Below are 22,091 nucleotides of genomic sequence, written 5' to 3'. Positions count from 1 at the left end.
AGAGCATTATTATATAATTACACTTCTTGGGCAGGGAACATAAATGGATTTAATCCACTGCGAGCCAAGTCTTTTTGTTCTAATTCGACATCTAGATAGATAGAGGCTAAGTCATCGGCAACAGCTTCTACATTTGCATCTTTATCTTGGAATAATATTTTCAGATAGCTACCGCAGTCCTCACAACTTTCAGCTGTTACTGCTGCTAATTCTTGATTAAATGACCACATTGAGAGCTTGCCAAATTGATTACAGTTGGTACACTGAGCACGCACTACGTTCCATTCACTTTCGCATAGTGAACAATGTAAATATCGTAAACCTTGTGATGAGCCAAAATGAACCACACTAGACACAGGGGCCGAGCCACATACAGGGCAATAGTGTAAGTTTTCATTACTTTCTAAATGACTATGATGTGGAATTTGTTGAACAAGTTGTAGCCAATAAAGAGATAATGCTGCCCAAATGAATACGGCTTGATCTGAACTGACTAAATTAAATTCTTCATTTAGCAGGCGATCGGCTAATTCGGTTAGTTCTTTATCACTGGTTTTTTCTAAATTTTCAATAGTTGCTAATACTAAATCACTAGCTTTAGGTTTGATTTCAACCAGTAATGCTTTGAATAATTCAAGCCATTCACCTGATTTGGCAAAGCTCTTCGCATTCAATGGAATGGTATCTTGAATATTTTGTAGTTGCGGGTCTTGAGCAATAGGATGTTGTGTTAATACATTTAATTGGCTTTCAACTACTTCGGCTGCAAATAATAAATAGTCTGCTAAAGGATGTTCTGTTGCTAACTCTCTTAATCGTTTAGCTCTGCGTTGGTATAAATTTTTAGGATTTGAGAATAATAGTGCAGGTGCTTGGTAGGATTTAGCACCTTCCTTAATTTCTGACTCAGATAAAATTTTGATACTCATAATGTTCTCTAGAATTCGGTTATTATTTAGTTAAAAACGCTTTTAAAACGTGCTTAAGTAAATAAAAGTGCGGTCTAAATTTTTAAAATTTTGAACCGCACTTTTTAGCTATCAGGACAATTAGTGATATTCTTTCACTGGTTTTTTGTCTTCAATAATATAATCTTCAATATGTGGTTTAATTTCGTGGTTAAACCATTTAGGGTGATGTTTTTTCGCCCAACGAACAGTTACCCAGCCTTCAACCATGCTGCGAATCGAACCTTTTACCCAGAATGCCATGTACATATGCACGAGAATACCCGTGAATAAAGCAAATGCACTTGCAGAATGGAGTAATATAGCAATACGTAATGTGGTAATTGAGAAATACCCTGAGAAGTATCTTCTCCACATAATAATACCTGTTGCTAATAAGGTAATCATGGCCAAATTTAATGTCCAAAAAAGCATTTTTTGTCCAAGATTATATTTGCCATTGTATGCAACATCATGTTCATTGCCTTTTAAAACCTCAACAATTCCCTTTAACCAACGAATATCGTTCCATTCAGGAATATTATGGCTTGCATAAATAAATGCAAGGATAATAAATGCGATAAACATTATGATACCCGTAAATGGGTGAATTGCACGAGCTAATTGTGGCGTCCCTAAAATTTCATGTAACCATGAGAAATCTGGGAAGAAGAAAGCAACCCCAGTAAACATTGTCATGAAGAACGAAATCACTAAGAACCAGTGGCTTACACGCGCAAGATAACCATGGCGTTTAATTTTAGTATCATTTGTAAATTCAATTTTACTCATTATCTGCCACCTTATTCATGATGTGAATGTTTACGTTCTTGTTCAGCATCTGCTTCTTCAAACAGATGGCTATGATCTTCAACATCTTCTTCGACATTTGGACCAACACCAACATAGTGAGCAATTTCAGCTAATGCTAAACCACCCATTGCGACTGCTGCAACTGGTTTTAAGATGTCTTTCCAGAGTGTAACGCTTAGGTCAATTTTTGGATCTTTTGGTAAACCAGAATATAATTCAGGTTTATCGGCGTGATGTAATACATACATTACATGAGTACCACCAACACCCTCTGGATTGTAAATACCTGCATTTTCATAACCACGTGTTTTAAGTTCTGCCACACGTTGTTCACCATAGTGAAGCATCTCTTCTTTACTACCAAAGCGAATAGCACCTGTTGGACAGGTTTTTACACAAGCTGGTTCTTGACCTACAGAAACGCGGTCAACACAAAGTGTACATTTATAAACGCGGTTATCTTTATTATTCATGCGAGGAATATTGAATGGACAACCAGCAATACAATAACCACAGCCAATACATTTATCTGATTGGAAGTCAACAATCCCGTTTGCATATTGGATGATTGCACCTGGTACAGGACAAGATTTTAAACAACCAGGTTCTGCACAATGCATACAGCCATCTTTACGGATTAACCATTCAAGGCGATCATTTTCTTCCACTTCATTAAAACGCATCACTGTCCATGCTTGAGCATTTAGATCAACAGGGTTGTCATAAATACCTACACATTGCGCATTGACATCAGAACGAATGTCATTCCACTCAGAGCAACCGACTTGACAGGCTTTACAACCGATACAGGTGGTTACGTCAATTAGTTTAGCAACTTCCTCTTTATGGCTACGAGCCTGAGGAGGTGGAGTAATGCTAGATGTCGCAGAGACTTTAATAATATCTTGAGTTAATACAGAGCTCATGCTATGCCCCCACTTTCTCAATATTCACTAGGAATGTTTTATACTCAGGCGCTTGGGTATTGGCATCACCCCATGATGGTGTGATGTTATTTGGTGAGAAACCAGGATTACCTTTACCATTAAGTGCTTTCATATTCCAGTGAATTGGTACACCGATTTGATGAACGGTTTTACCATCAACTTGTAATGCTTTGATACGTTTTGTTACTACGGCAACGGCTTTTAAATAACCTCGTGTAGAACTTACTTTAACCATATCACCTTTTTGGATGCCTTTTTCTTGAGCTAATGCTTCACCAATTTCCACAAATTGTTGTGGTTGAGCGATAATATTTAACGCAGATTGAGCAGTCCAGCTATGGAAGTGTTCTGTAATACGGTATGTTGAACATACATATGGGAATTTATCGTTAGTGCCGATAAATCCACGGTCGTAGTCATAAATTCGCACTGTTGGATTTGCTACCACATTTGGATGTAATGGGTTAGTATCAATTGGGCTTTCCACTGGTTCATAATGTTCAGGGAAAGGACCATCACCAACTTTATCTAATGAGAATATACGTCCAACGCCTTCAGCAGACATAATAAATGGACCAACATCTGCATTTGGAGGTGCTGCACCATAGTCCGCAATATCATGTAAGTTCCAGTTCTTACCGTTCCATTTTATTAATTGACGGTGTTTATCCCAAGGATTGCCATTGATATCCAATGATGCTCGGTTATATAAAACACGGCGGTTTGCAGGCCATGCAAATGCCCAGCCTAAAGTTACTCCTAATCCAGAAGGATCAGAGTTATCACGATTAGCTGTTTGGTTACCCTTTTCAGTCCATTGACCTACATAAATCCAGTTACCTGTTGAGGTGGTACCATCATCACGCAAGTGAGCAAAACTAGAAAGTAATTGGCCTTTTTTATACATCAAGTTACCGTTAGTATCATATAAGTCTTCTAACGCATAACCATTAATTTCTTTGGCTAGTTCTTCTGCTTGAGGAGAATGTGGTACGGCATAATTCCAAGTAATCGCTTCAAATTGTTCTATACCACGACCACCTTCTTTTTTATACAAATTATGCATTTCTTCACGAATCATTGAAAAAATATCAACATCAGGTAATGATTCACCTGGTTGATCACAGGCTTTTTCATGCCATTGTACCCAACGACCAGAATTTACAATAGTTCCGTCTTCTTCAGCGAAACAAGTTGTTGGTAAACGGAATACTTCAGTTTGAATATCTGCTGAATTGACATTATTCGCTTCACCAAAATTTTTCCAGAACTCTGAAGTTTCTGTTTGTAATGGATCTAATACAATGAAGTATTTCAATTTACTCATTGCTTCAACAGTTTTATTTTTGTTTGGCAATGAATTTAATGCGTTAAAGCCCTGACAAATCCAACCATGCATTTTACCATCTAACATCATTTGAATTTGTGTCATTGGATCATATAAACGATCCGTTTTCGGCACATAGTCATAGCCCCAACTATTTTCTTTGGTCGCTTTATCACCAAAGAATGCTTTCATTGTACTAACGAAGAATTTTGATGTATTACGATAATAATTCACTTGGTTTGGAACAATATCTTTTGGGGTAATTGCATTGATAAATTGTTCGAAAGTGGCATCTTTATCTGTTGGTAAACGCATATAACCAGGTAATGAAGTTGGTAATAAACCAAAGTCAGTTGTACCTTGTACGTTTGAGTGACCACGTAAAGCATTAATCCCACCACCAGGCATACCAATATTACCTAAAAGCAACTGGATCATTGCCATAGAACGGATGTTTTGAGTACCCGTTGAGTGTTCGGTAAAGCCTAATGCATATAAGTGAGTCATTGTTTTATCTGGAACAGATGTTTTAGCAATTTCTTCACATACATATAAGAAATCTTTTTGTTTTATCCCTGTGATTTGCTCAACCACTTCTGGGGTATAACGAGATACGTGTTCTTTTAATAGGTTAATAGCACAACGTGGATTTTGTAAGGTCATATCACGTTTTGCATTACCATTTTCATCTAATTGGTAAGACCAAGTAGATTTATCATAATTATGTTTTTCTTGATTAAAACCAGAGAATAAGCCATCTTCGAATTTAAAACCTTCATTAATTAAAAATGAGGCATTAGTGTAGTGTTTGACATATTCATGCTGGATTTTATCGTTTTCAAGTAAGTAGTGAATCACCCCCATTAAGAAGGTAATATCTGAACCTGAACGAATTGGTACATAGTGATCGGCTACTGCTGCAGTACGATTAAATCGAGGATCAATAACGATTAATTTTGCACCATTTTTCTTCGCTTCGATTACCCAACGGAAACCCACAGGGTGTGCTTCAGCCGCATTACCGCCTTGGACGATAATAAGATTAGCATTTTTAATATCAACCCAGTTATTAGTCATGGCACCGCGACCAAATGATGGAGCAAGACTTGCTACCGTTGGTCCGTGTCAAACACTCGCTTGGTTGCCCACGGGGACCATTCCCAGCGAGGTAACCCATTTTTTAGTAATAAGCGCTGCTTCATTGCTCATCGCTGAAGCAGTTAAGATACCTGTTGAGGTCCAACGATTAACAGTTTGACCTTCTGAGTTTTTTTCAATGTAGTTTGCATCTCTGTCATCTTTCATCAAGCGAGCAATACGTGTAATTGCTTCTTTCCATGAAATGCGTTGCCATTTGTCTGAACCTGGGGCACGATACTCAGGATATAGTGCACGGCTTTTACTATTAATATAGTCTAATGCGCCCGCACCTTTTGGACATAATGCACCACGGCTGACTGGATGATCAGGATCGCCTTCGATATGGAATAATTTAGAACGGACATTAGAGCCAGTGTAGCCATTTAATGTTGTAGATGGTTTCCCAGTGCTATACATTAACATCCCACAACTTACCGCACAGTATGTACAGGTTTGACGTGCTTCATAAGCACGTAACAATTTGTATTCACGAGGTGCTGCTAAAGCTGAAGTAGGTGCAAAACCTAACATTGCAGCAGATGTCCCCGCCATACCACCTGCACAGATCTTAAAGAACTTTCTTCTTGTGACCTGCATAGATAATCCTCAAAACAATAATAGTTTGTAGTAAACTCATTCATCTAACAACAAAAATGGATAAACGTAGTAACACGATAAAAACTTGCTTTAACGATTTTACTTGTATAAGTAAATGTTAATAAAAAGTAAGAATTGAGTTTCTACAATTATTCATTCCTAATGTTAATGAGAATGAATTTGATTACATCGCTTCCCAAAAAATATAAACAATGGGTAAAGCTTTAAATCTAGTGTAGAATACATTTATTTTCTATTTAAATCTATAACTAATAAGGTTAATTGGAGGAAAAAAGTTGATTCAGATCACAAAAAGAACAATAAATTTTTTCAAAAATTTAACATTTACAAAACATTCTGATAAATATCATTTAGAAAAGAATAGTGAAAAAAGCTCAGAATTTGTACAGAAAGAGGAGTTTTTAGCGATTGAAATGCCTGTGGCATTGGTTTATAACGGTATTTCTCATACAGTAATGATGACTACTCCTCAAGATTTGGAAGATTTCGCATTAGGATTTTCATTAGCTGAAGGGATTATTGATAAAACTTCAGATATTTATGGTATTGATGTGGAAGAAACTTGTAATGGGGTGGAGGTTCAAATTGAATTGGCAACTCGTTGTTTCGTTCGTCTGAAAGATTTACGCCGTACAATGGCTGGACGTACAGGTTGTGGGATTTGTGGCAGTGAGCAATTAGAACAAGTGACTAAAAAATTACCTAAATTAGACCGCACTTTTAGCTTTGATTTAAATAAACTAGATCAATGTTTAACAATTTTGCATGATGCCCAAGTATTGGGTAAGCAAACAGGCTCTACTCATGCCGCGGGTTTCTTCTCTTTAGAAGGCGAGTTATTGGCTATTCGTGAAGATGTTGGACGTCATGTGGCTTTGGATAAATTATTAGGCTGGCATGCGAAGAATAATCAACCTCTGGGATTTGTGTTAGTGACAAGTCGAGCAAGTTATGAAATGGTACAAAAAGCAGCAACTTGTGGCATTGAAATGCTCATTGCAATTTCAGCAGGAACTGATTTAGCTGTGAGAATGGCTGAAGAGAGTAATCTCACATTAATTGGATTTGCTAGGGAAGGACGAGCTACAGTTTATACAGGAAAAGAGCGATTGATATATTGAGCTATGTAAAGGGCAGATCTCGTTAATCCGCCCTATAGCCTTAGTTACTGTTCTGATAGACTCATTTTCGTCCAACGTTCAATTAGCTTTTTACTTTCTTGATCTGAACCAAAATGTAAAAAGTCAATATCAATAAATTGCAATTTTAATGGATCGCTTGCCTTAGGATGATGTTGTGCATGAATATTGGCTGGTAGCTGATAAGAATTAGCTTCACGCCAAGGGATTTCTTGTGCTTCGGCCGTGAGAACCCAGTCGGTAAATAATTTTGCATTTTCAAGATTGCGGGCATTTTTAATAATGCTATTGGCACCTAAAGTATAACCAATGCCTTCACAAGGTAAAACGCCTGTTACTGGCGCACCTTTTTCCTGCTCACGAATATAGCTATGCATAAAACTAATATCTACAGCTACTTCTCCTGATGCTAAGGTGTTTGTCGCTAAACCACTTTTTGAAAATTGTGACACATTTTTATTGAGTGCTTTCAGGTATTCAAAGGCTTTATCTTCACCCCAAAGTGCGATTAAGGTAGTGAGAAATGAATATCCTGTACCAGAGACTCTAGGATCAGGGTATTGAATTTCATTTTTAAATTCTGGTTTTAATAGATCTTTAAAGCATTGTGGTTTTTTAATATTGAGTTTTTCAAGTTTTTGAGTATTAATACCAATGCCTAATTCCATTAAGTAAATAATCGAAGAAAATTCACCTCGTTGTTCCATTAATTGTTTAAATTGTGGCAAAATTTGTTTTTGATTAGGTGAGCGGTATTTTTCAAGTAAGCCTAAATCAGCTGCTTGTAAATGAGGTTCTAAAGTGCCACCGTACCATACATCTGCCTGAGGATTGTCTTTTTCTGCTTTAATTTTACCTAATGTGGTTCCTGTACTATTACGAATAAATTGGGTTTCTACGTGGTATTTTTTAGCGAATGCTTGGCTGATTTTTTCGCAAGCGGTATTTTGCACACTGCAATAAATATTTAATTTACCTTCTGCCTGGGCAAATTGAGGTAATAGGCTTATAGCACCGATAAAAAGTGCGGTAGGTTTTAGAAAAATTTTATGAATAGATAAAATTGAATGAGTTGTCATTGAATTGCTCCTTAATTAAAAGAAAACAAGTCAACACATAAACGAAAGAGAAAAATGTGGATAATTAGTTTCCTACGCCAGTGTTAACTGTATCAGGTTCACGGGTATTTCTCAGCCGATTTTTTCAGCACCCCGACTAACGGAGCAACAATATAAAACCTTTTCTCTTAATTGTAAATAGGGTTGGCTCATTACATTGACAAAGCATATATAACCCTTATAATCCCCTGTAAAAATAAACAGCAAAATGTAGTGAGCAATAATGGATATTTCAGAATTACTTGATGGTTTAAATGATAAGCAACGTGAAGCTGTAGCGGCACCGCTAGGTAACTATTTAGTGTTGGCAGGTGCAGGAAGCGGAAAAACTCGAGTTTTAACTCATCGTATTGCTTGGTTAATTGCTGTCGAAAGCGTTTCTGAAAGTAGTATTATGGCGGTGACTTTTACAAATAAAGCCGCTGCAGAAATGCGTCATCGTATTGAATCAACATTAACTCCCCATTCTTCTCATTCTTTATCAGGTATGTGGGTCGGCACTTTTCATAGCATTGCTCACCGATTATTACGTGCTCATTATGTGGATGCCAATTTGCCACAAGATTTCCAAATTATGGATAGCGAGGATCAACTTCGCCTAATGAAGCGTTTACTTAAATTGCATAATTATGATGAGAAAATGTTTCCAGCAAAACAGGCCTGTTGGTATATCAATAATAAAAAGGATGAGGGTTTAAGACCAAACCTAATTGATGATCATAATGATCGCCAAGAACGAGAATGGATTAAAATTTATCGTATTTATCAAGATACTTGTGATCGTGCCGGGTTGGTGGATTTTGCTGAAATTTTATTACGTGCTTATGAGTTATTTCTCAAGAAACCTGTGATTCTGCAACGTTACCAGCAACGCTTTGGGCAAATATTGGTGGATGAGTTTCAAGATACGAATAAAATTCAATATGCTTGGATCAAATTATTAGCTGGTGAAACAGGCAATGTAATGATTGTTGGGGATGATGATCAGTCTATTTATGGTTGGCGTGGTGCACAAATCGAAAATATTCAAAAATTCCTTGATGATTTCCATCAAGCTCAAACCATTCGTTTAGAGCAAAATTATCGTTCTACAGGCAATATTCTACAGGCTGCCAACCAATTAATTTCAAACAATAATAACCGCCTAGGTAAAGATTTATGGACGGATGGTGAACAAGGCGATCCTGTGGGAATTTATGCCGCATTTAATGAATTAGATGAAGCACTTTTTGTCTCTTCTCAAATTAAGATTTGGTTAGAAGATGGTGGTTGCTTAAATGATATAGCGATTTTATATCGTAGCAATAGTCAATCACGTGTGATTGAAGAAGCACTGATTCGGGCACAAATTCCATATCGTATTTACGGAGGAATGCGATTCTTCGAACGTCAAGAAATCAAAGATGCGTTAGCTTATTTACGCTTAATTGCAAATCGCCAAGATGATGCAGCTTTTGAACGTGTAATTAATACGCCAACTAGAGGTATTGGAGATCGAACTTTAGATATTTTACGTAACTTAACTCGTGAACGTGAAATTACCTTATGGCAAGCTATACAAATTGCAATTCATGAAAATCAGTTAGCTGGTCGTGCTGCTACCGCATTACAGCGTTTTTGTGAGTTGATTAATTCATTAGCTGAAGAAACCGCAGAAATGCCATTGTTTGAGCAAACGGACTTTGTGATTAAGCACTCAGGTTTATATGAAATGTATAAACAGGAGAAAGGAGAAAAAGGTGAAGTTCGTATTGAAAACTTGGAAGAGTTAGTTTCGGCTACCCGTGAATTTATTAAACCTGATGATGCACAAGAAATGACAGATTTGACTGCATTCTTAACTCATGCTTCTTTAGAAGCTGGCGATGAACAGGCTTCGCCTCATCAATCCAGTGTGCAAATGATGACATTACACTCAGCCAAAGGATTAGAATTCCCTCGTGTATTTATGGTTGGTGTGGAAGAAGGTATCTTCCCAAGTTTTATGTCTTTAGAAGAACCAGGTCGTCTAGAAGAAGAACGTCGTTTAGCCTATGTCGGAATTACTCGTGCAAAACAAAAATTGACAATTTGTTATGCAGAAAGCCGTCGTTTATACGGAAAAGAAGAAAGACATATTCCTTCTCGTTTTATTAATGAATTGCCTGAAGAATGTATCCAAGCTGTGCGTTTACGAGGTACAGTGACTCGTGCTTATAACCAAAGTGCGGTCGGTTCTGTGAAAATTTCTGCTGAGAGCCAAGATTATTGGAAAACGGGTCAAAAAGTCAAACATGCTAAATTTGGAATAGGGACGGTGATTAATGTTGAAGGGGCAGACAATAATACTCGCTTGCAAATTGCATTCCAAGGTCAAGGCATCAAATGGTTGATTGCGCATTTAGCCAAATTAGAAAAGATTTAATATGATTAGAGGCATTATTTATTCCATTATTTCTTCGCTATTATTTGGTGGAGTATATTTCCTTGCCACCTTAATTCAACCTGTATCAGGTGAAGGTTTATATGGATTGCGTTTGTTTGTTACGACCCCCTTTGTTATATTGGCACTAATTTTGCTTAACCAACAAAAAGAATTTGTTTTACTGCTTAAACGGCTAGTCACGGAACCCCAGTTAATTATCATCGTGCTTATCACGGCAACATCAATGGGGATACAAATGTGGCTTTATTTGTGGGCACCGAATAATGGTAAAGCGATAGATGTATCTATTGGTTATTTGTTAATGCCATTAGTCATGGTGTTATTTGGTAAAGTTTTTTATAAAGAGCGCCTTTCTCGCTGGAAAAAAGTAGCAATCTTATTCGCAGCTATTGGTGTTGTGAGCAAAGTTATTTTAACTGGCGTATTTTCTTGGGAAAGTGCGTTAGTTTGCATTGGTTACCCAGTTTATTTTGGCTTAAGAAAAACATTCAAACTGGCAACCTTATCAGTTTTCTTATTAGAAATGTTGATTCTTATTCCTTCTGGTATTTATTTTGTTGCACAAGTAGATCTAAGTTATTCTTATGCACAAAATGCCAATTTTTATCTTTGGTTATTTTTATTAGGTCTCGTTGGTGGTGTTGCATTAATTCTTTACATTCTGTGTAGCCAACTTATTCCTATCAATTTATTAGGTTTATTAGGCTATTTAGAACCTTTATCTATGCTAATTGTCTCTTTCATCATCGGAGAGTCTTTGCAATCTAACTCTTATATGTTAATGTTCTGCTTAACGATTGCCATTGTGTTATTAATTATTGATGGCGTAGTTGCTTTTAAGCGACAATCTATTTAATGTTGTGGGATATTCAAACGTTAATTTATCTTAATTTGAGATAAATAAATTGAATAATATTTCAATGCTCCTTTCTTTTGTTAAATAAAAGAACGATCCTATAGATTATTAATTCGCCTTTTTGTAATATTATCTTGCATTAAGCAATCGTTTAACTTCCTTTAATTATGAGAAAATTATTATGCAAACATTAACAAAACTTACTCTATCTGCACTTGCATTAGCAGTGTCAATGGGAGCTTCAGCTGGCTCTAAAACCTTAGTGTATTGTTCTGAAGCTTCACCTTCATACTTTAATCCACAATTGGTCACAGATGGCACCAGTATTGATGCATCTGGTCAAGCCATTTATAACCGTCTAACAGCTTTTGAGAAAGGTAAAACTAATGTGGTTCCTTCGCTAGCTGAAAGTTGGGATATTTCAGAAGATGGCAAAGAATACACCTTCCATTTGCGTAAAGGTGTGAAGTTTCACAGTAACAAAGATTTTAAACCAACACGTGATTTCAATGCTGATGATGTTGTTTTTTCTTTCTCTCGTCAAATGGATAAAAATAATCCATATAACAAAGTATCTGGTGGTCAATATGAATATTTTGCAGGTATGGATATGGCGAATATCATCAATAAAGTGGAAAAAGTGGATGACTATACGGTTAAATTTATTTTAAACGTTCCTAATTCGCCTTTTGTTGCTAACTTGGCTATGGATTTTGCTTCAATTCTTTCAGCAGAATATGCAGATGCGATGCTAAAAGCGAAAACACCAGAAAAAGTTGATGCTCAACCTATAGGTACAGGGCCTTTTGAATTTGTCTCTTATCAAAAAGATTCTACGATTCGTTATAAAGCCTTTGAAAATTATTGGGAAGGCAAAACACCAGTAGATCGTTTAGTTTTTTCAATTACACCAGATGCTACGGTACGTGCAGCTAAGTTGGCAAAAAATGAATGTCAGGTTATGGCATATCCAAATCCAGCAGATATTGAAAAAATGAAAGCGGATGCTAATTTAACCATGCTAGAACAACCAGGTTTAAATATTGGTTACTTAAACTTTAACGTTCAGAAAAAACCATTTGATAACATCAAAGTTCGTCAAGCTTTGAACTATGCGGTAAATAAAGATGCCATTGTTAAATCGGTATATCAAGGAGCTGGAACGGTAGCTAAAAATCCAATCCCTTCTACCATGTGGAGCTATAACGATGAGGTTAAAGATTATGAATATTCACCAGAAAAAGCCAAAGCTTTATTAAAAGAAGCTGGTTTAGAAGCTGGCTTTGAAACTGAAATTTGGGCAATGCCAGTTTCTCGTCCATACAACCCTAATGCACGTCGTGCAGCTGAAATGATCCAGGCTGACTGGGAAAAAGTCGGCGTGAAGAGTAAAATCGTCAGTTATGAGTGGGGTGAATATCTGAAACGTATGCGTGATGGTGAACATCCAACAGGCTTCATGGGATGGAACGGTGATAATGGCGATCCTGATAATTTCTTCGGTGTTTTATTAAATTGTGCATCCGTAGCACAGGGATCTAACTATGCGAAATTCTGTAATAAAGACTTTGATGCTTTAATTACTAAAGCTGCGCAAGTTTCAGATAAAGCACAGCGTACAGATCTTTATAAACAAGCTCAAGTTTTATTCAAAGAACAAGCACCTTGGATCACCATTGCGCATTCAGTGAACTATGAACCAATTCGTAAAGAAGTAAAAGGTTATGTAATGAGTCCTTTTGCATTACATAACTTCTATGGTGTTGATTTAGCTGAATAACGCTATTAAAAGTGCGGTATAAAATCGCAAAATTTGTTGATGAGAATTGCTTTGATATTCTTTTTATCAAATAGAAATTTTCAAATTTTGACCGCACTTTCATATCCTAATGATAACAAAACCTAACGAGAAGTTTTTATGTTTCAATTTGTTCTCAAACGTATTCTAATGGTTATTCCTACATTTTTAGCCATTACTTTAATTACGTTTGCTTTAGTCCATTTAATTCCAGGCGATCCTGTGGAAATTCGTATGGGAGAACGTGGCGTTGACCCTGCTGTTCATGCACAAATGATGTCACAAATGGGCTTAGATAAACCATTGGCAGAGCAGTATTTTAATTATGTTAAAGGTATTGCACAGGGCGATTTTGGTCAGTCATTTAGAAATAATGAACCCGTATTAAAAGAATTTTTTACCTTATTTCCAGCAACAGTTGAATTAGCTTTTTTTGCTTTGTTGTGGTCACTGATTGTAGGAATATTTCTTGGTGTCATTGCTGCGGTAAAGAAGGATAGTTGGATATCTCACTCAGTCACCGCACTTTCTTTAACAGGTTACTCAATGCCTATTTTCTGGTGGGGATTAATTCTAATTCTTTATGTGTCTGATTTCTTTGGACTACCTGCAGGAGGTCGTTTATCCGATGAATTTTGGATCGATTTTGATACAGGATTTATGTTGATTGATACTTGGAATTCGGGAGAACCTGGTGCTTTTGTAGCGGCAATTAAATCGCTTATCTTGCCTGCTATTGTTTTAGGTACTATCCCTCTTGCAGTAGTAACACGTATGACACGTTCATCTATGTTGGAAGTATTAGGGGAAGACTATATTCGTACAGCGAAAGCAAAAGGTTTAAGCACCACAAGAGTCGTTATTATCCATGCTTTACGTAATGCATTGATCCCTGTTGTGACTGTCGTTGGTTTAATTGTTGGACAGCTTTTATCAGGGGCAGTATTAACCGAGAATATTTTCTCTTGGCCGGGTATTGGCAAGTGGATCATTGATGCTATTAATGCTCGTGATTACCCTGTATTACAAGGTTCAGTTTTAATTATTGCTACGATTATTATTGTTGTAAATTTATTTGTTGATGTGCTTTATGGCGTGGTGAATCCGCGTATCCGCCATAATTCATAGAATTTGTGGGATCTTTTAATGGCAACTGAAATAATTTCACCTATACCTAAAACGCCGTTACAGGAATTTTGGTATTATTTTAAACAGAATAAAGGTGCTGTCATTGGATTGGCTTTTATTGCTGTGGTTTTCTTTGTGTGTGTATTCGCGCAATATGTCTCTCCTTATGATCCAATTGCTCAACATCGAGATGCCTTATTGTTACCACCTGCTTGGTTAGAAAAAGGCTCTAGTGCATTTTTATTAGGAACAGATGATATTGGTCGTGATATTCTTTCTCGTATTATTTATGGTGCAAGATTGTCGGTATTTATTGGCTTGATCATTGTCGTATTATCTTGTGTACTTGGCATTTTGCTTGGCGTTTTAGCAGGTTACTACGGTGGCATGGTTGATATCGTGATTATGCGTATGGTTGATATTATGATGGCAATTCCAAGTTTATTATTAACTATTGCATTAGTCACCATACTTGAGCCTTCATTATTTAATGCAGCAATTGCCATCGCAATAGTTTCTGTGCCCAGTTATGTAAGATTAACTCGTGCTTCTGTATTGAATGAAAAAAATCGTGATTATGTAATGGCATCTCGAGTCGCTGGTGCGGGCGTATTACGATTAATGTTTATCGTTATTTTGCCTAATTGCTTGGCTCCACTGATTGTGCAAATGACCATGGGAATTTCCAATGCTATCCTAGAATTAGCAGCACTCGGTTTTTTAGGCATTGGCGCTCAACCGCCTACTCCAGAGCTAGGTACAATGTTGGCAGAAGCTCGTAGCTTTATGCAATCAGCTAACTGGTTAGTGACGATTCCTGGCATTGCTATTTTGCTTCTCGTATTAGCATTCAATTTAATGGGTGATGGCTTACGTGATGCACTCGATCCAAAATTAAAACAGTAAGGAGAGGATGATGTCATTATTAAATGTAAACCAACTTTCTGTCCATTTTGGCGATCACAACATACCATTTAAAGCGGTAGATGGTATTAGTTATTCCATTGATAATGGTGAGATATTAGGAATCGTAGGTGAATCTGGATCGGGTAAATCTGTTAGTTCTTTAGCTATTATGGGGTTAATTGATTATCCGGGACGTGTTTCAGCAGAGTCTCTTTCATTTGATGGCGTAGATTTATTAAGCTTAACGGAAAAACAAAAAAGGAAATTAGTGGGAGCTGAAGTCTCAATGATTTTCCAAGATCCAATGACCAGTTTAAATCCTTGCTATACCGTTGGTTATCAGATTATGGAGGCACTAAAAGCACATCAAGGTGGAAGTAAAAAACAACGCCGTGAACGCACAATTGAATTACTCAAACAAGTTGGCATTCCTGCCCCTGAATCACGATTAGAGGTTTATCCACATCAGTTGTCTGGGGGGATGTCACAACGGGTAATGATTGCTATGGCTATCGCGTGTAAACCGAAACTATTAATTGCTGATGAGCCGACAACTGCATTAGATGTTACCATTCAGGCACAAATTGTAGATTTATTATTAAGTCTACAAAAACAAGAAAATATGGCATTAGTGCTGATAACCCATGATTTAGCCTTAGTCGCCGAGGCTGCTCATCGTATTATTGTGATGTATGCAGGTCAAGTTGTTGAGGAAGGAATTGCAGATGAAATTTTCAAGGCACCTAAGCATCCTTATACTCAAGCTTTATTAAGATCCTTACCCGAGTTTGCAGAAGGTAAATCTCATTTAGATTCTTTGCCTGGTGTAGTTCCTGGCAAATATGATCGACCGCAAGGTTGCTTGTTAAATCCACGTTGCCCTTATGCGACAGAGCATTGTCGTCAAGTAGAACCTGAATTAAGACAGTTAGATTCAGGTCGTGTGAAATGCCATACACCATTAAATGCACAAGGAGAACCAAGTAATGACTGAGCAACCGAATCAAACAGCACCATTGCTTGATGCTGTCAAACTTAAAAAATATTATCCTGTGAAGAAAGGGCTATTTGCTAAACCTCAAATGGTCAAGGCTTTAGATGGTGTTTCTTTCCGTCTAGAGCGTGGCAGAACTTTAGCTGTGGTAGGAGAGTCTGGTTGTGGTAAATCGACATTAGGTCGCCTTTTAACGATGATTGAAACGCCAACAGCAGGAGAATTATTTTATAACGGGCAAAATTTTTTAGTTAATGATAAAGCCACACAGAAATTACGTCGTCAAAAAATTCAAATTGTTTTCCAAAATCCTTATGGTTCACTGAATCCTCGCAAGAAAATTGGGACAATTTTAGAAGAACCTTTAGTCATTAATACTGATCTTTCCGCTACAGAACGGAAAAAACGAGTGCTAGAAATTATGGCTAAAGTAGGGCTTCGCCCAGAATTTTATGATCGTTATCCACATATGTTCTCTGGTGGTCAGCGTCAACGTATTGCTATTGCTCGAGGACTAATGCTACAACCTGATATCGTCGTTGCAGATGAACCTGTTTCTGCATTAGATGTTTCAGTACGTGCTCAAGTATTAAACTTAATGATGGATCTACAACATGAAATGGGATTATCTTATGTGTTTATTTCCCACGATCTTTCTGTAGTAGAGCATATTGCTGATGAAGTCATGGTGATGTATTTAGGGCGTTGTGTAGAACAAGGAACAGTGGAGTCTATTTTCCAAAATCCACGCCATCCTTATACTCAAGCTTTGCTTTCCGCTACACCAAGATTATCGCCTGAGTTACGCACAGAGCGTATTAAATTGGAAGGGGAACTACCGAGCCCATTGAATCCGCCAAAAGGTTGTGCTTTTCATGCTCGTTGTCGTTTAGCAACAGACAAATGCCGACAAGAACAGCCTGTATTAAAAACCTATCCAGATGGCACTCGTATTGCTTGTTTTATGGTGGATTAATTTAAAAAGTGCGGTAGTGGAATAGAAAATTTTTGTAAATTTTACCGCACTTTGCTCTCAATTTTATAATTATCAGCGCGTAATAAAAAACGGTAAGACAATATCTTACCGTTTTCTTTTTGTGTTATCTTAAATAGCTGGCTTATACATAACCATAATTCATTAAACGTTCAAAACGACGTTCTAATAAACTTTCTTTATCAAGTGTATCTAATTCTTCTAAATCATTTAAAATACGCTCTTTTAAGGCTTTAGCCATTTCATCATAATGACGATGTGCACCACCTAAAGGCTCTTGAACAATATTATCAATTAGATTTAATTCTTTTAGACGACTTGCAGTTAGCCCCATGACTTCTGCTGCGGTTGAAGCTTTTTCTGCACTTTTCCAAAGGATTGAAGCACAGCCCTCAGGAGAAATCACAGAGTAAGTACTATATTGCAACATATTAACTTTATCACCAACACCGATGGCTAAGGCACCGCCAGAACCACCTTCACCGATAACAGTACAAATAACTGGTACAGTTAACGTTGACATTTCACGTAAGTTTCGAGCGATCGCTTCAGATTGTCCACGTTCTTCAGCACCTACTCCAGGGTAAGCTCCAGGAGTATCAATAAAGGTAATAATTGGTAAGCGGAAACGTTCTGCCATTTGCATTAAACGTAATGCTTTACGATAGCCCTCAGGTGCGGGCATGCCAAAATTACGTAACACTTTGTCTTTTACTGTACGACCTTTTTGGTGACCAATAACCATTACTGGGCGTCCATCTAAACGAGCTAGCCCGCCAACAATAGCTTTATCATCAGAAAAAGCACGATCACCAGCCAATTCTTCAAATTCTGTGAAAATACGAGAAATATAGTCTAAGGTATAAGGGCGATTAGGATGGCGAGCCATACGAGAAACTTGCCATGCATCTAAATCAGCAAAAGTTTTCTTTGTTAATTCTTTACTTTTTTTCTGTAATCGTTTGATTTCATCATTAAGATCGATTTTATTATCTTTATCTGTCACAGAACGTAATGATTCGATTTTTGCCTCAAGTTCAGCAATCGGTAGTTCAAAATCTAAATATTCAGTTTGGTTTTGTTGACTCATTTTTGTTCTCAATATCCTTAACACAAAATAATAATTGCACTTTACCAGTATTTTTATAGTGGTGCAAATGTGAGACTTATTTTACGCTCTTTTGGTATAAAAATCTGTGATTTTTTATGAGGTTTATCCACTTTGACTATGAACAAATTAGCAATATAAAAAAAGCATTTCTTCGACGAATTTAGGTACAACTTCAGTTGCAGGTCCGTAATGACCAATTCTGAAAGCTGCTCGACCTTTACTAGGTTCTAGATTCAATTCAATGGTTTTAGCACCATTGAAATTAGCTTCTTGTACAAAACCTGCGGCAGGATATACATTTCCAGAGGTTCCAATAGAAATAAAATATAAACAATCGCGAATTTCTTCATTAATACGATCCATTGCCAGAGGCATTTCATTGAACCATACAATATTAGGACGCAAAGGTTGAGGAGTATGGCAACAAGTGCATTTATCTTGCGCAGTCCAGTCTTTTTCCCACGCATACACTTTGCCTGAATGCTCACAACGAAGCTCCAATAAACTACCATGCATATGAATAACGTTTTTTGAGCCTGCACGTTCATGCAAATTATCAATATTTTGTGTAACAATTAGCAGATTATTGCCGAATTTTTCTTCTAATTTTGCAAGTGCAAGATGTGCCGCATTAGGTTGAATTTTAGGATCAAATAATTTATGACGTAAACCATTATAAAATTCACGCACTAACTGAGGATTTCTGGCATAACCTTCAGGTGTTGCAACATCTTCAATATGATGTTCTTCCCATAACCCATCTTCAGAACGAAAGGTGCGGATTCCTGATTCAGCTGAAATACCCGCGCCAGTTAATACAACAATTTTAGGTAATTTTGGCATAGCTTAACTCTCAATATAAAATCAACTGTTTTATGATACTCCTATCTCAATAAAATTGGGCAATTAAATATAGATATGGATCAAAAAATTGTAGAGTAATTTAAGATTGGTAAAGTGCGGTGGCAAAGCCGAAAATTTTGGTTTTTTATAGCGCACTATTAAATTAAATAATTTTATAAAATTTCATTGCCTTTTATAGCAAAGAAAATGGCTAAGAATATTGTTATTTTTGATATTTGCCGGTATTAAACCAGTTGACATAATTTAGCTGGTCATAAAATTTTTTACCATTCCAACCTGAAAATTCAAACAAATCTCCTACTTGTGATTGATGCTCAAAACCAGGAATATAAAGTGAAGATGCAAACTCTGGATATTTTTTGTGAGTAAATATTATTTTATTTGGGAACGGCAGTGCATCAAAGGCTTGTAAGTGCTCATAAGTACAACCGTCACGATCTGTCATTAAAATAAAAAGATTATCTAAATTCATCCGTTTAGTTCGTTCTGCCCATTTACGACTTGCCTCATCTTCAGAATGGTAGTGCATAAAATGGATCGTTAGATCTTCTAATTTCCCTACAGGATAATGCTTATCGGAAGCCACAAAATTTAATTTAGCTTGCATATAATGATCAATATTTTGCAAATATTTAATAAAATCAGCAGGCTCTAAATATAAATTCACAAAAGGTGAATTAAATTTTTCGCCTAAATCATGCAAGATAAAAGCACCATTGCAATTACTGGAAATTACAGTCATATCATGGTTTGTCAGATGTTGACGATCTTTTTGATTAATGGATTGACGTAAAAATCTATTGATTGCTTTTTTTATTAAATTTTGCATGATATTTATTCTCTAGCTAATAGGGTAAAATTTTAGACTTCAATTAGGATTATTTTACTCATTATGAGATGAAATAAAAGTGCGGTCTTATTCCGCAAAATTTTCTTTTATTTTTCATATAAATACCAGCAACCGTTTGCTTGCGAAATAGATCACAAATAGAAAAGAAAAGTATAATAAAACATTTGAATTTTCTTTATTTTCCGATAGGCTAATAACATTTTTACTCATATTTGTTCAAAAACGAAAGGAAGAACGATGAAAACTATTTTAAATATTGCTGAGAAGTGGTTAGCACAAGATCCCGATAGTGAAACTCGTGCAGAATTATCTCAATTAATTGAAAAAACAAAACTAGGTGATGAACAAGCTTTAATTGAACTAGAAAGCCGTTTTGATGGACGTTTGGAATTCGGTACTGCGGGTTTACGTGGACGCTTACAAGCAGGTTCTATGGGGATGAACCGTGTTTTAGTTGTACAAGCTGCTGGCGGTTTGGCTGAATACATTAAAGGCTACGATAAACAACCATCTATTGTGATTGGTTATGATGGACGTAAAAATTCGGATGTTTTTGCTCGTGACACGGCTGAAATTATGGCTGGTGCAGGAGTAAAAGCCTATTTATTACCTCGTAAATTACCAACACCAGTGTTAGCTTATGCGATTAATCATTTAAACACTTCAGCAGGTGTTATGGTTACTGCAAGCCATAATCCTCCAGATGATAATGGGTATAAAGTTTATTTAGGTAAAGAAAATGGTGGTGGACAAATTGTTTCTCCAGCAGATAAAGAGATTGCAGCATTAATTAATAAAGTAGCGGAAGGAAGTATTGCTGATTTACCTCGTAGTCAAAATATTGTTGTTTTAGATGATGAAGTAGTGAATGCATATATTGAAAAAACAGCCGCCTTAGCAAAACAGCCATCATCTGAAATTAATTATGTTTATACGGCTATGCATGGCGTAGGCTATGAAGTTTTAAGTAAAACGCTTGAAAAAGCAGGTTTACCTCAGCCACAATTAGTGCCAGAACAAATTTATCCTGATGGCACATTCCCAACTGTGAATTTTCCAAACCCAGAAGAAAAAGGTGCATTGGATTTAGCGATTAAAGTGGCAAAAGAGAAAAATGCAGAATTCATTATTGCTAATGACCCAGATGCGGATCGTTTGGCAGTCGCTATCCCTGATGCTCAAGGCAATTGGAAAAGTTTACATGGTAATGTATTAGGTTGCTTATTTGGTTGGTATTTAGCTCAACAATATCATGCCCAAAATAAAAAGGGCGTGCTAGCTTGTTCATTAGTTTCCTCACCAGCACTAGCAGAAATTGCTAAAAAATATAATTTAGACTCTGAAGAAACCCTAACAGGCTTTAAATATATTGGTAAAGTAAAAGGGTTACTATTTGGCTTTGAAGAAGCAATAGGTTACTTAGTGGATCCGGATAAAGTCCGTGATAAAGATGGTATTTCAGCTGCCGTTATGTTCTTAGATTTAGTTCGTTACTTAAAACATCAAGGTAAAACTATTCTAGATTATATGGAAGATTTTAACCAAACCTTTGGTGCTTATGTGAGCGGACAAATTTCAATTCGTGTTAGTGATCTTAGTGAAATTTCTAAATTAATGACCGCACTTCGTAACAATTCACCAACTGAAATTGGCGGGTTTAAAGTTACACAAGCACTCGATCATTTAAAAACTGAACGCCAAAATAATATTTTGGTATTTATGTTAGAAAATGGAAGTCGCTTAATTGTACGTCCATCTGGAACAGAACCAAAAATCAAATTCTACTTAGACGCTAAAGGCAAAGATTCAGCAGATGCAGACCAAGTATTAGCAAACTTTGATGCATCAGTGAGAGCAATGCTTAGACAAGAGCAATATGGTAAACAAGATTGCTAAAAATAAAAACTAAACAAAAGCGAACAAATATGTTCGCTTTTTTTATAAACGATGCCCCTTGAACCGAAGTCCAAGGGGCAGAGCGTTGCGAGAAATTTTTCTCTTATTGTAACAACGTTTTTCATTTCGCAGTGCTATTACAACGGGAAAATAATATCTAGGCACTAGCTGAAAGTCAATATATTTTCTATTGATATTATGGTAAAAGTAGAGTCTATAA

General features: G+C 36.6%; 17 protein-coding genes and 1 riboswitch. Of the genes, 9 read left to right on the top strand and 8 right to left on the bottom strand.

Going from position 1 to position 22,091, the window contains the following annotated elements:
* Positions 1-17: 17 nt before the first annotated feature.
* From fdhE to fdnG, 4 genes are all read right to left on the bottom strand, one after another.
* Positions 18-929, bottom strand: coding sequence for a formate dehydrogenase accessory protein FdhE (gene fdhE, locus BN1226_RS04920; protein WP_044470255.1), 912 nt, complete (start codon positions 927-929; stop codon positions 18-20).
* Between the two features lie 120 nt (positions 930-1,049).
* Positions 1,050-1,739, bottom strand: coding sequence for a formate dehydrogenase subunit gamma (locus BN1226_RS04915; RefSeq protein ID WP_005760300.1), 690 nt, complete (start codon positions 1,737-1,739; stop codon positions 1,050-1,052).
* An 11-nt stretch (positions 1,740-1,750) separates the two neighbouring features.
* Entirely contained in the window at positions 1,751-2,686 is a 936-nt protein-coding gene (gene fdxH / locus BN1226_RS04910; protein WP_044470254.1) for a formate dehydrogenase subunit beta, read from the bottom strand.
* Position 2,687: 1 nt separating this feature from the next.
* Entirely contained in the window at positions 2,688-5,771 is a 3,084-nt protein-coding gene (gene fdnG / locus BN1226_RS04905) for a formate dehydrogenase-N subunit alpha (RefSeq protein ID WP_156149895.1), read from the bottom strand.
* A 296-nt stretch (positions 5,772-6,067) separates the two neighbouring features.
* Here fdnG and fdhD point away from each other — a divergent pair, with 296 nt between their 5' ends.
* Positions 6,068-6,913, top strand: coding sequence for a formate dehydrogenase accessory sulfurtransferase FdhD (gene fdhD / locus BN1226_RS04895; RefSeq protein WP_156149894.1), 846 nt, complete (start codon positions 6,068-6,070; stop codon positions 6,911-6,913).
* Positions 6,914-6,957: 44 nt separating this feature from the next.
* Here fdhD and BN1226_RS04890 read toward each other — a convergent pair whose 3' ends face one another.
* The gene (locus BN1226_RS04890; protein WP_044470252.1) at positions 6,958-8,010 is read right to left on the bottom strand and encodes an ABC transporter substrate-binding protein; all 1,053 of its coding nucleotides are present in this window, start codon (positions 8,008-8,010) and stop codon (positions 6,958-6,960) included.
* A gap of 52 nt (positions 8,011-8,062) precedes the next feature.
* A riboswitch (TPP riboswitch) is annotated at positions 8,063-8,155 on the bottom strand.
* 117 nt (positions 8,156-8,272) lie between these two features.
* On the opposite strand from BN1226_RS04890, the gene uvrD reads away from it, so the two are divergent.
* From uvrD to BN1226_RS04855, 7 genes are all read left to right on the top strand, one after another.
* Positions 8,273-10,453: a DNA helicase II gene (gene uvrD / locus BN1226_RS04885; protein ID WP_044470251.1), complete on the top strand. Its 2,181-nt coding sequence runs from the start codon at positions 8,273-8,275 to the stop codon at positions 10,451-10,453.
* Position 10,454: 1 nt separating this feature from the next.
* Positions 10,455-11,330, top strand: coding sequence for an EamA family transporter RarD (gene rarD / locus BN1226_RS04880; RefSeq protein WP_044470250.1), 876 nt, complete (start codon positions 10,455-10,457; stop codon positions 11,328-11,330).
* 181 nt (positions 11,331-11,511) lie between these two features.
* Positions 11,512-13,110, top strand: a complete 1,599-nt coding sequence (locus BN1226_RS04875; protein ID WP_044470249.1) for an ABC transporter substrate-binding protein — start codon at positions 11,512-11,514, stop codon at positions 13,108-13,110.
* Between the two features lie 138 nt (positions 13,111-13,248).
* Positions 13,249-14,256 (top strand): ABC transporter permease subunit, encoded by a 1,008-nt coding sequence (locus BN1226_RS04870; protein WP_005760347.1) that lies wholly within the window; start codon positions 13,249-13,251, stop codon positions 14,254-14,256.
* 18 nt (positions 14,257-14,274) lie between these two features.
* Entirely contained in the window at positions 14,275-15,162 is an 888-nt protein-coding gene (locus BN1226_RS04865) for an ABC transporter permease subunit (protein WP_044470248.1), read from the top strand.
* Between the two features lie 10 nt (positions 15,163-15,172).
* On the top strand, positions 15,173-16,156 hold the full coding sequence (gene dppD / locus BN1226_RS04860; RefSeq protein ID WP_044470247.1) for a dipeptide ABC transporter ATP-binding protein: 984 nt from the start codon (positions 15,173-15,175) through the stop codon (positions 16,154-16,156).
* Positions 16,149-17,132 (top strand): peptide ABC transporter ATP-binding protein, encoded by a 984-nt coding sequence (locus BN1226_RS04855; protein WP_044470246.1) that lies wholly within the window; start codon positions 16,149-16,151, stop codon positions 17,130-17,132. The genes dppD and BN1226_RS04855 overlap by 8 nt, the downstream gene beginning before the upstream one ends.
* A 142-nt stretch (positions 17,133-17,274) precedes the next feature.
* On the opposite strand, the gene accA is transcribed toward BN1226_RS04855, so the two are convergent.
* The 3 genes from accA to BN1226_RS04840 all read right to left on the bottom strand — a co-directional run bounded on the left by accA (position 17,275) and on the right by BN1226_RS04840 (position 19,954).
* Positions 17,275-18,240, bottom strand: a complete 966-nt coding sequence (accA, locus tag BN1226_RS04850; protein WP_044470245.1) for an acetyl-CoA carboxylase carboxyl transferase subunit alpha — start codon at positions 18,238-18,240, stop codon at positions 17,275-17,277.
* 147 nt (positions 18,241-18,387) lie between these two features.
* Entirely contained in the window at positions 18,388-19,104 is a 717-nt protein-coding gene (gene cobB, locus BN1226_RS04845) for a Sir2 family NAD+-dependent deacetylase (protein WP_044470244.1), read from the bottom strand.
* 223 nt (positions 19,105-19,327) lie between these two features.
* Positions 19,328-19,954: a DUF1919 domain-containing protein gene (locus tag BN1226_RS04840; protein WP_044470243.1), complete on the bottom strand. Its 627-nt coding sequence runs from the start codon at positions 19,952-19,954 to the stop codon at positions 19,328-19,330.
* Positions 19,955-20,212: 258 nt separating this feature from the next.
* Between BN1226_RS04840 and BN1226_RS04835 the strand changes: the two genes are divergently transcribed.
* Positions 20,213-21,871: a phospho-sugar mutase gene (locus tag BN1226_RS04835; protein WP_044470242.1), complete on the top strand. Its 1,659-nt coding sequence runs from the start codon at positions 20,213-20,215 to the stop codon at positions 21,869-21,871.
* Positions 21,872-22,091: the final 220 nt, after the last annotated feature.

It is taken from the genome of Mannheimia massilioguelmaensis, from assembly GCF_000940515.1.
In the GTDB taxonomy this organism is placed as follows: Bacteria; Pseudomonadota; Gammaproteobacteria; order Enterobacterales; family Pasteurellaceae; genus Basfia; species Basfia bettyae.
Note: the sequence above shows the minus strand (reverse complement) of the source record. Positions and strands in the feature narration are given on the sequence as shown.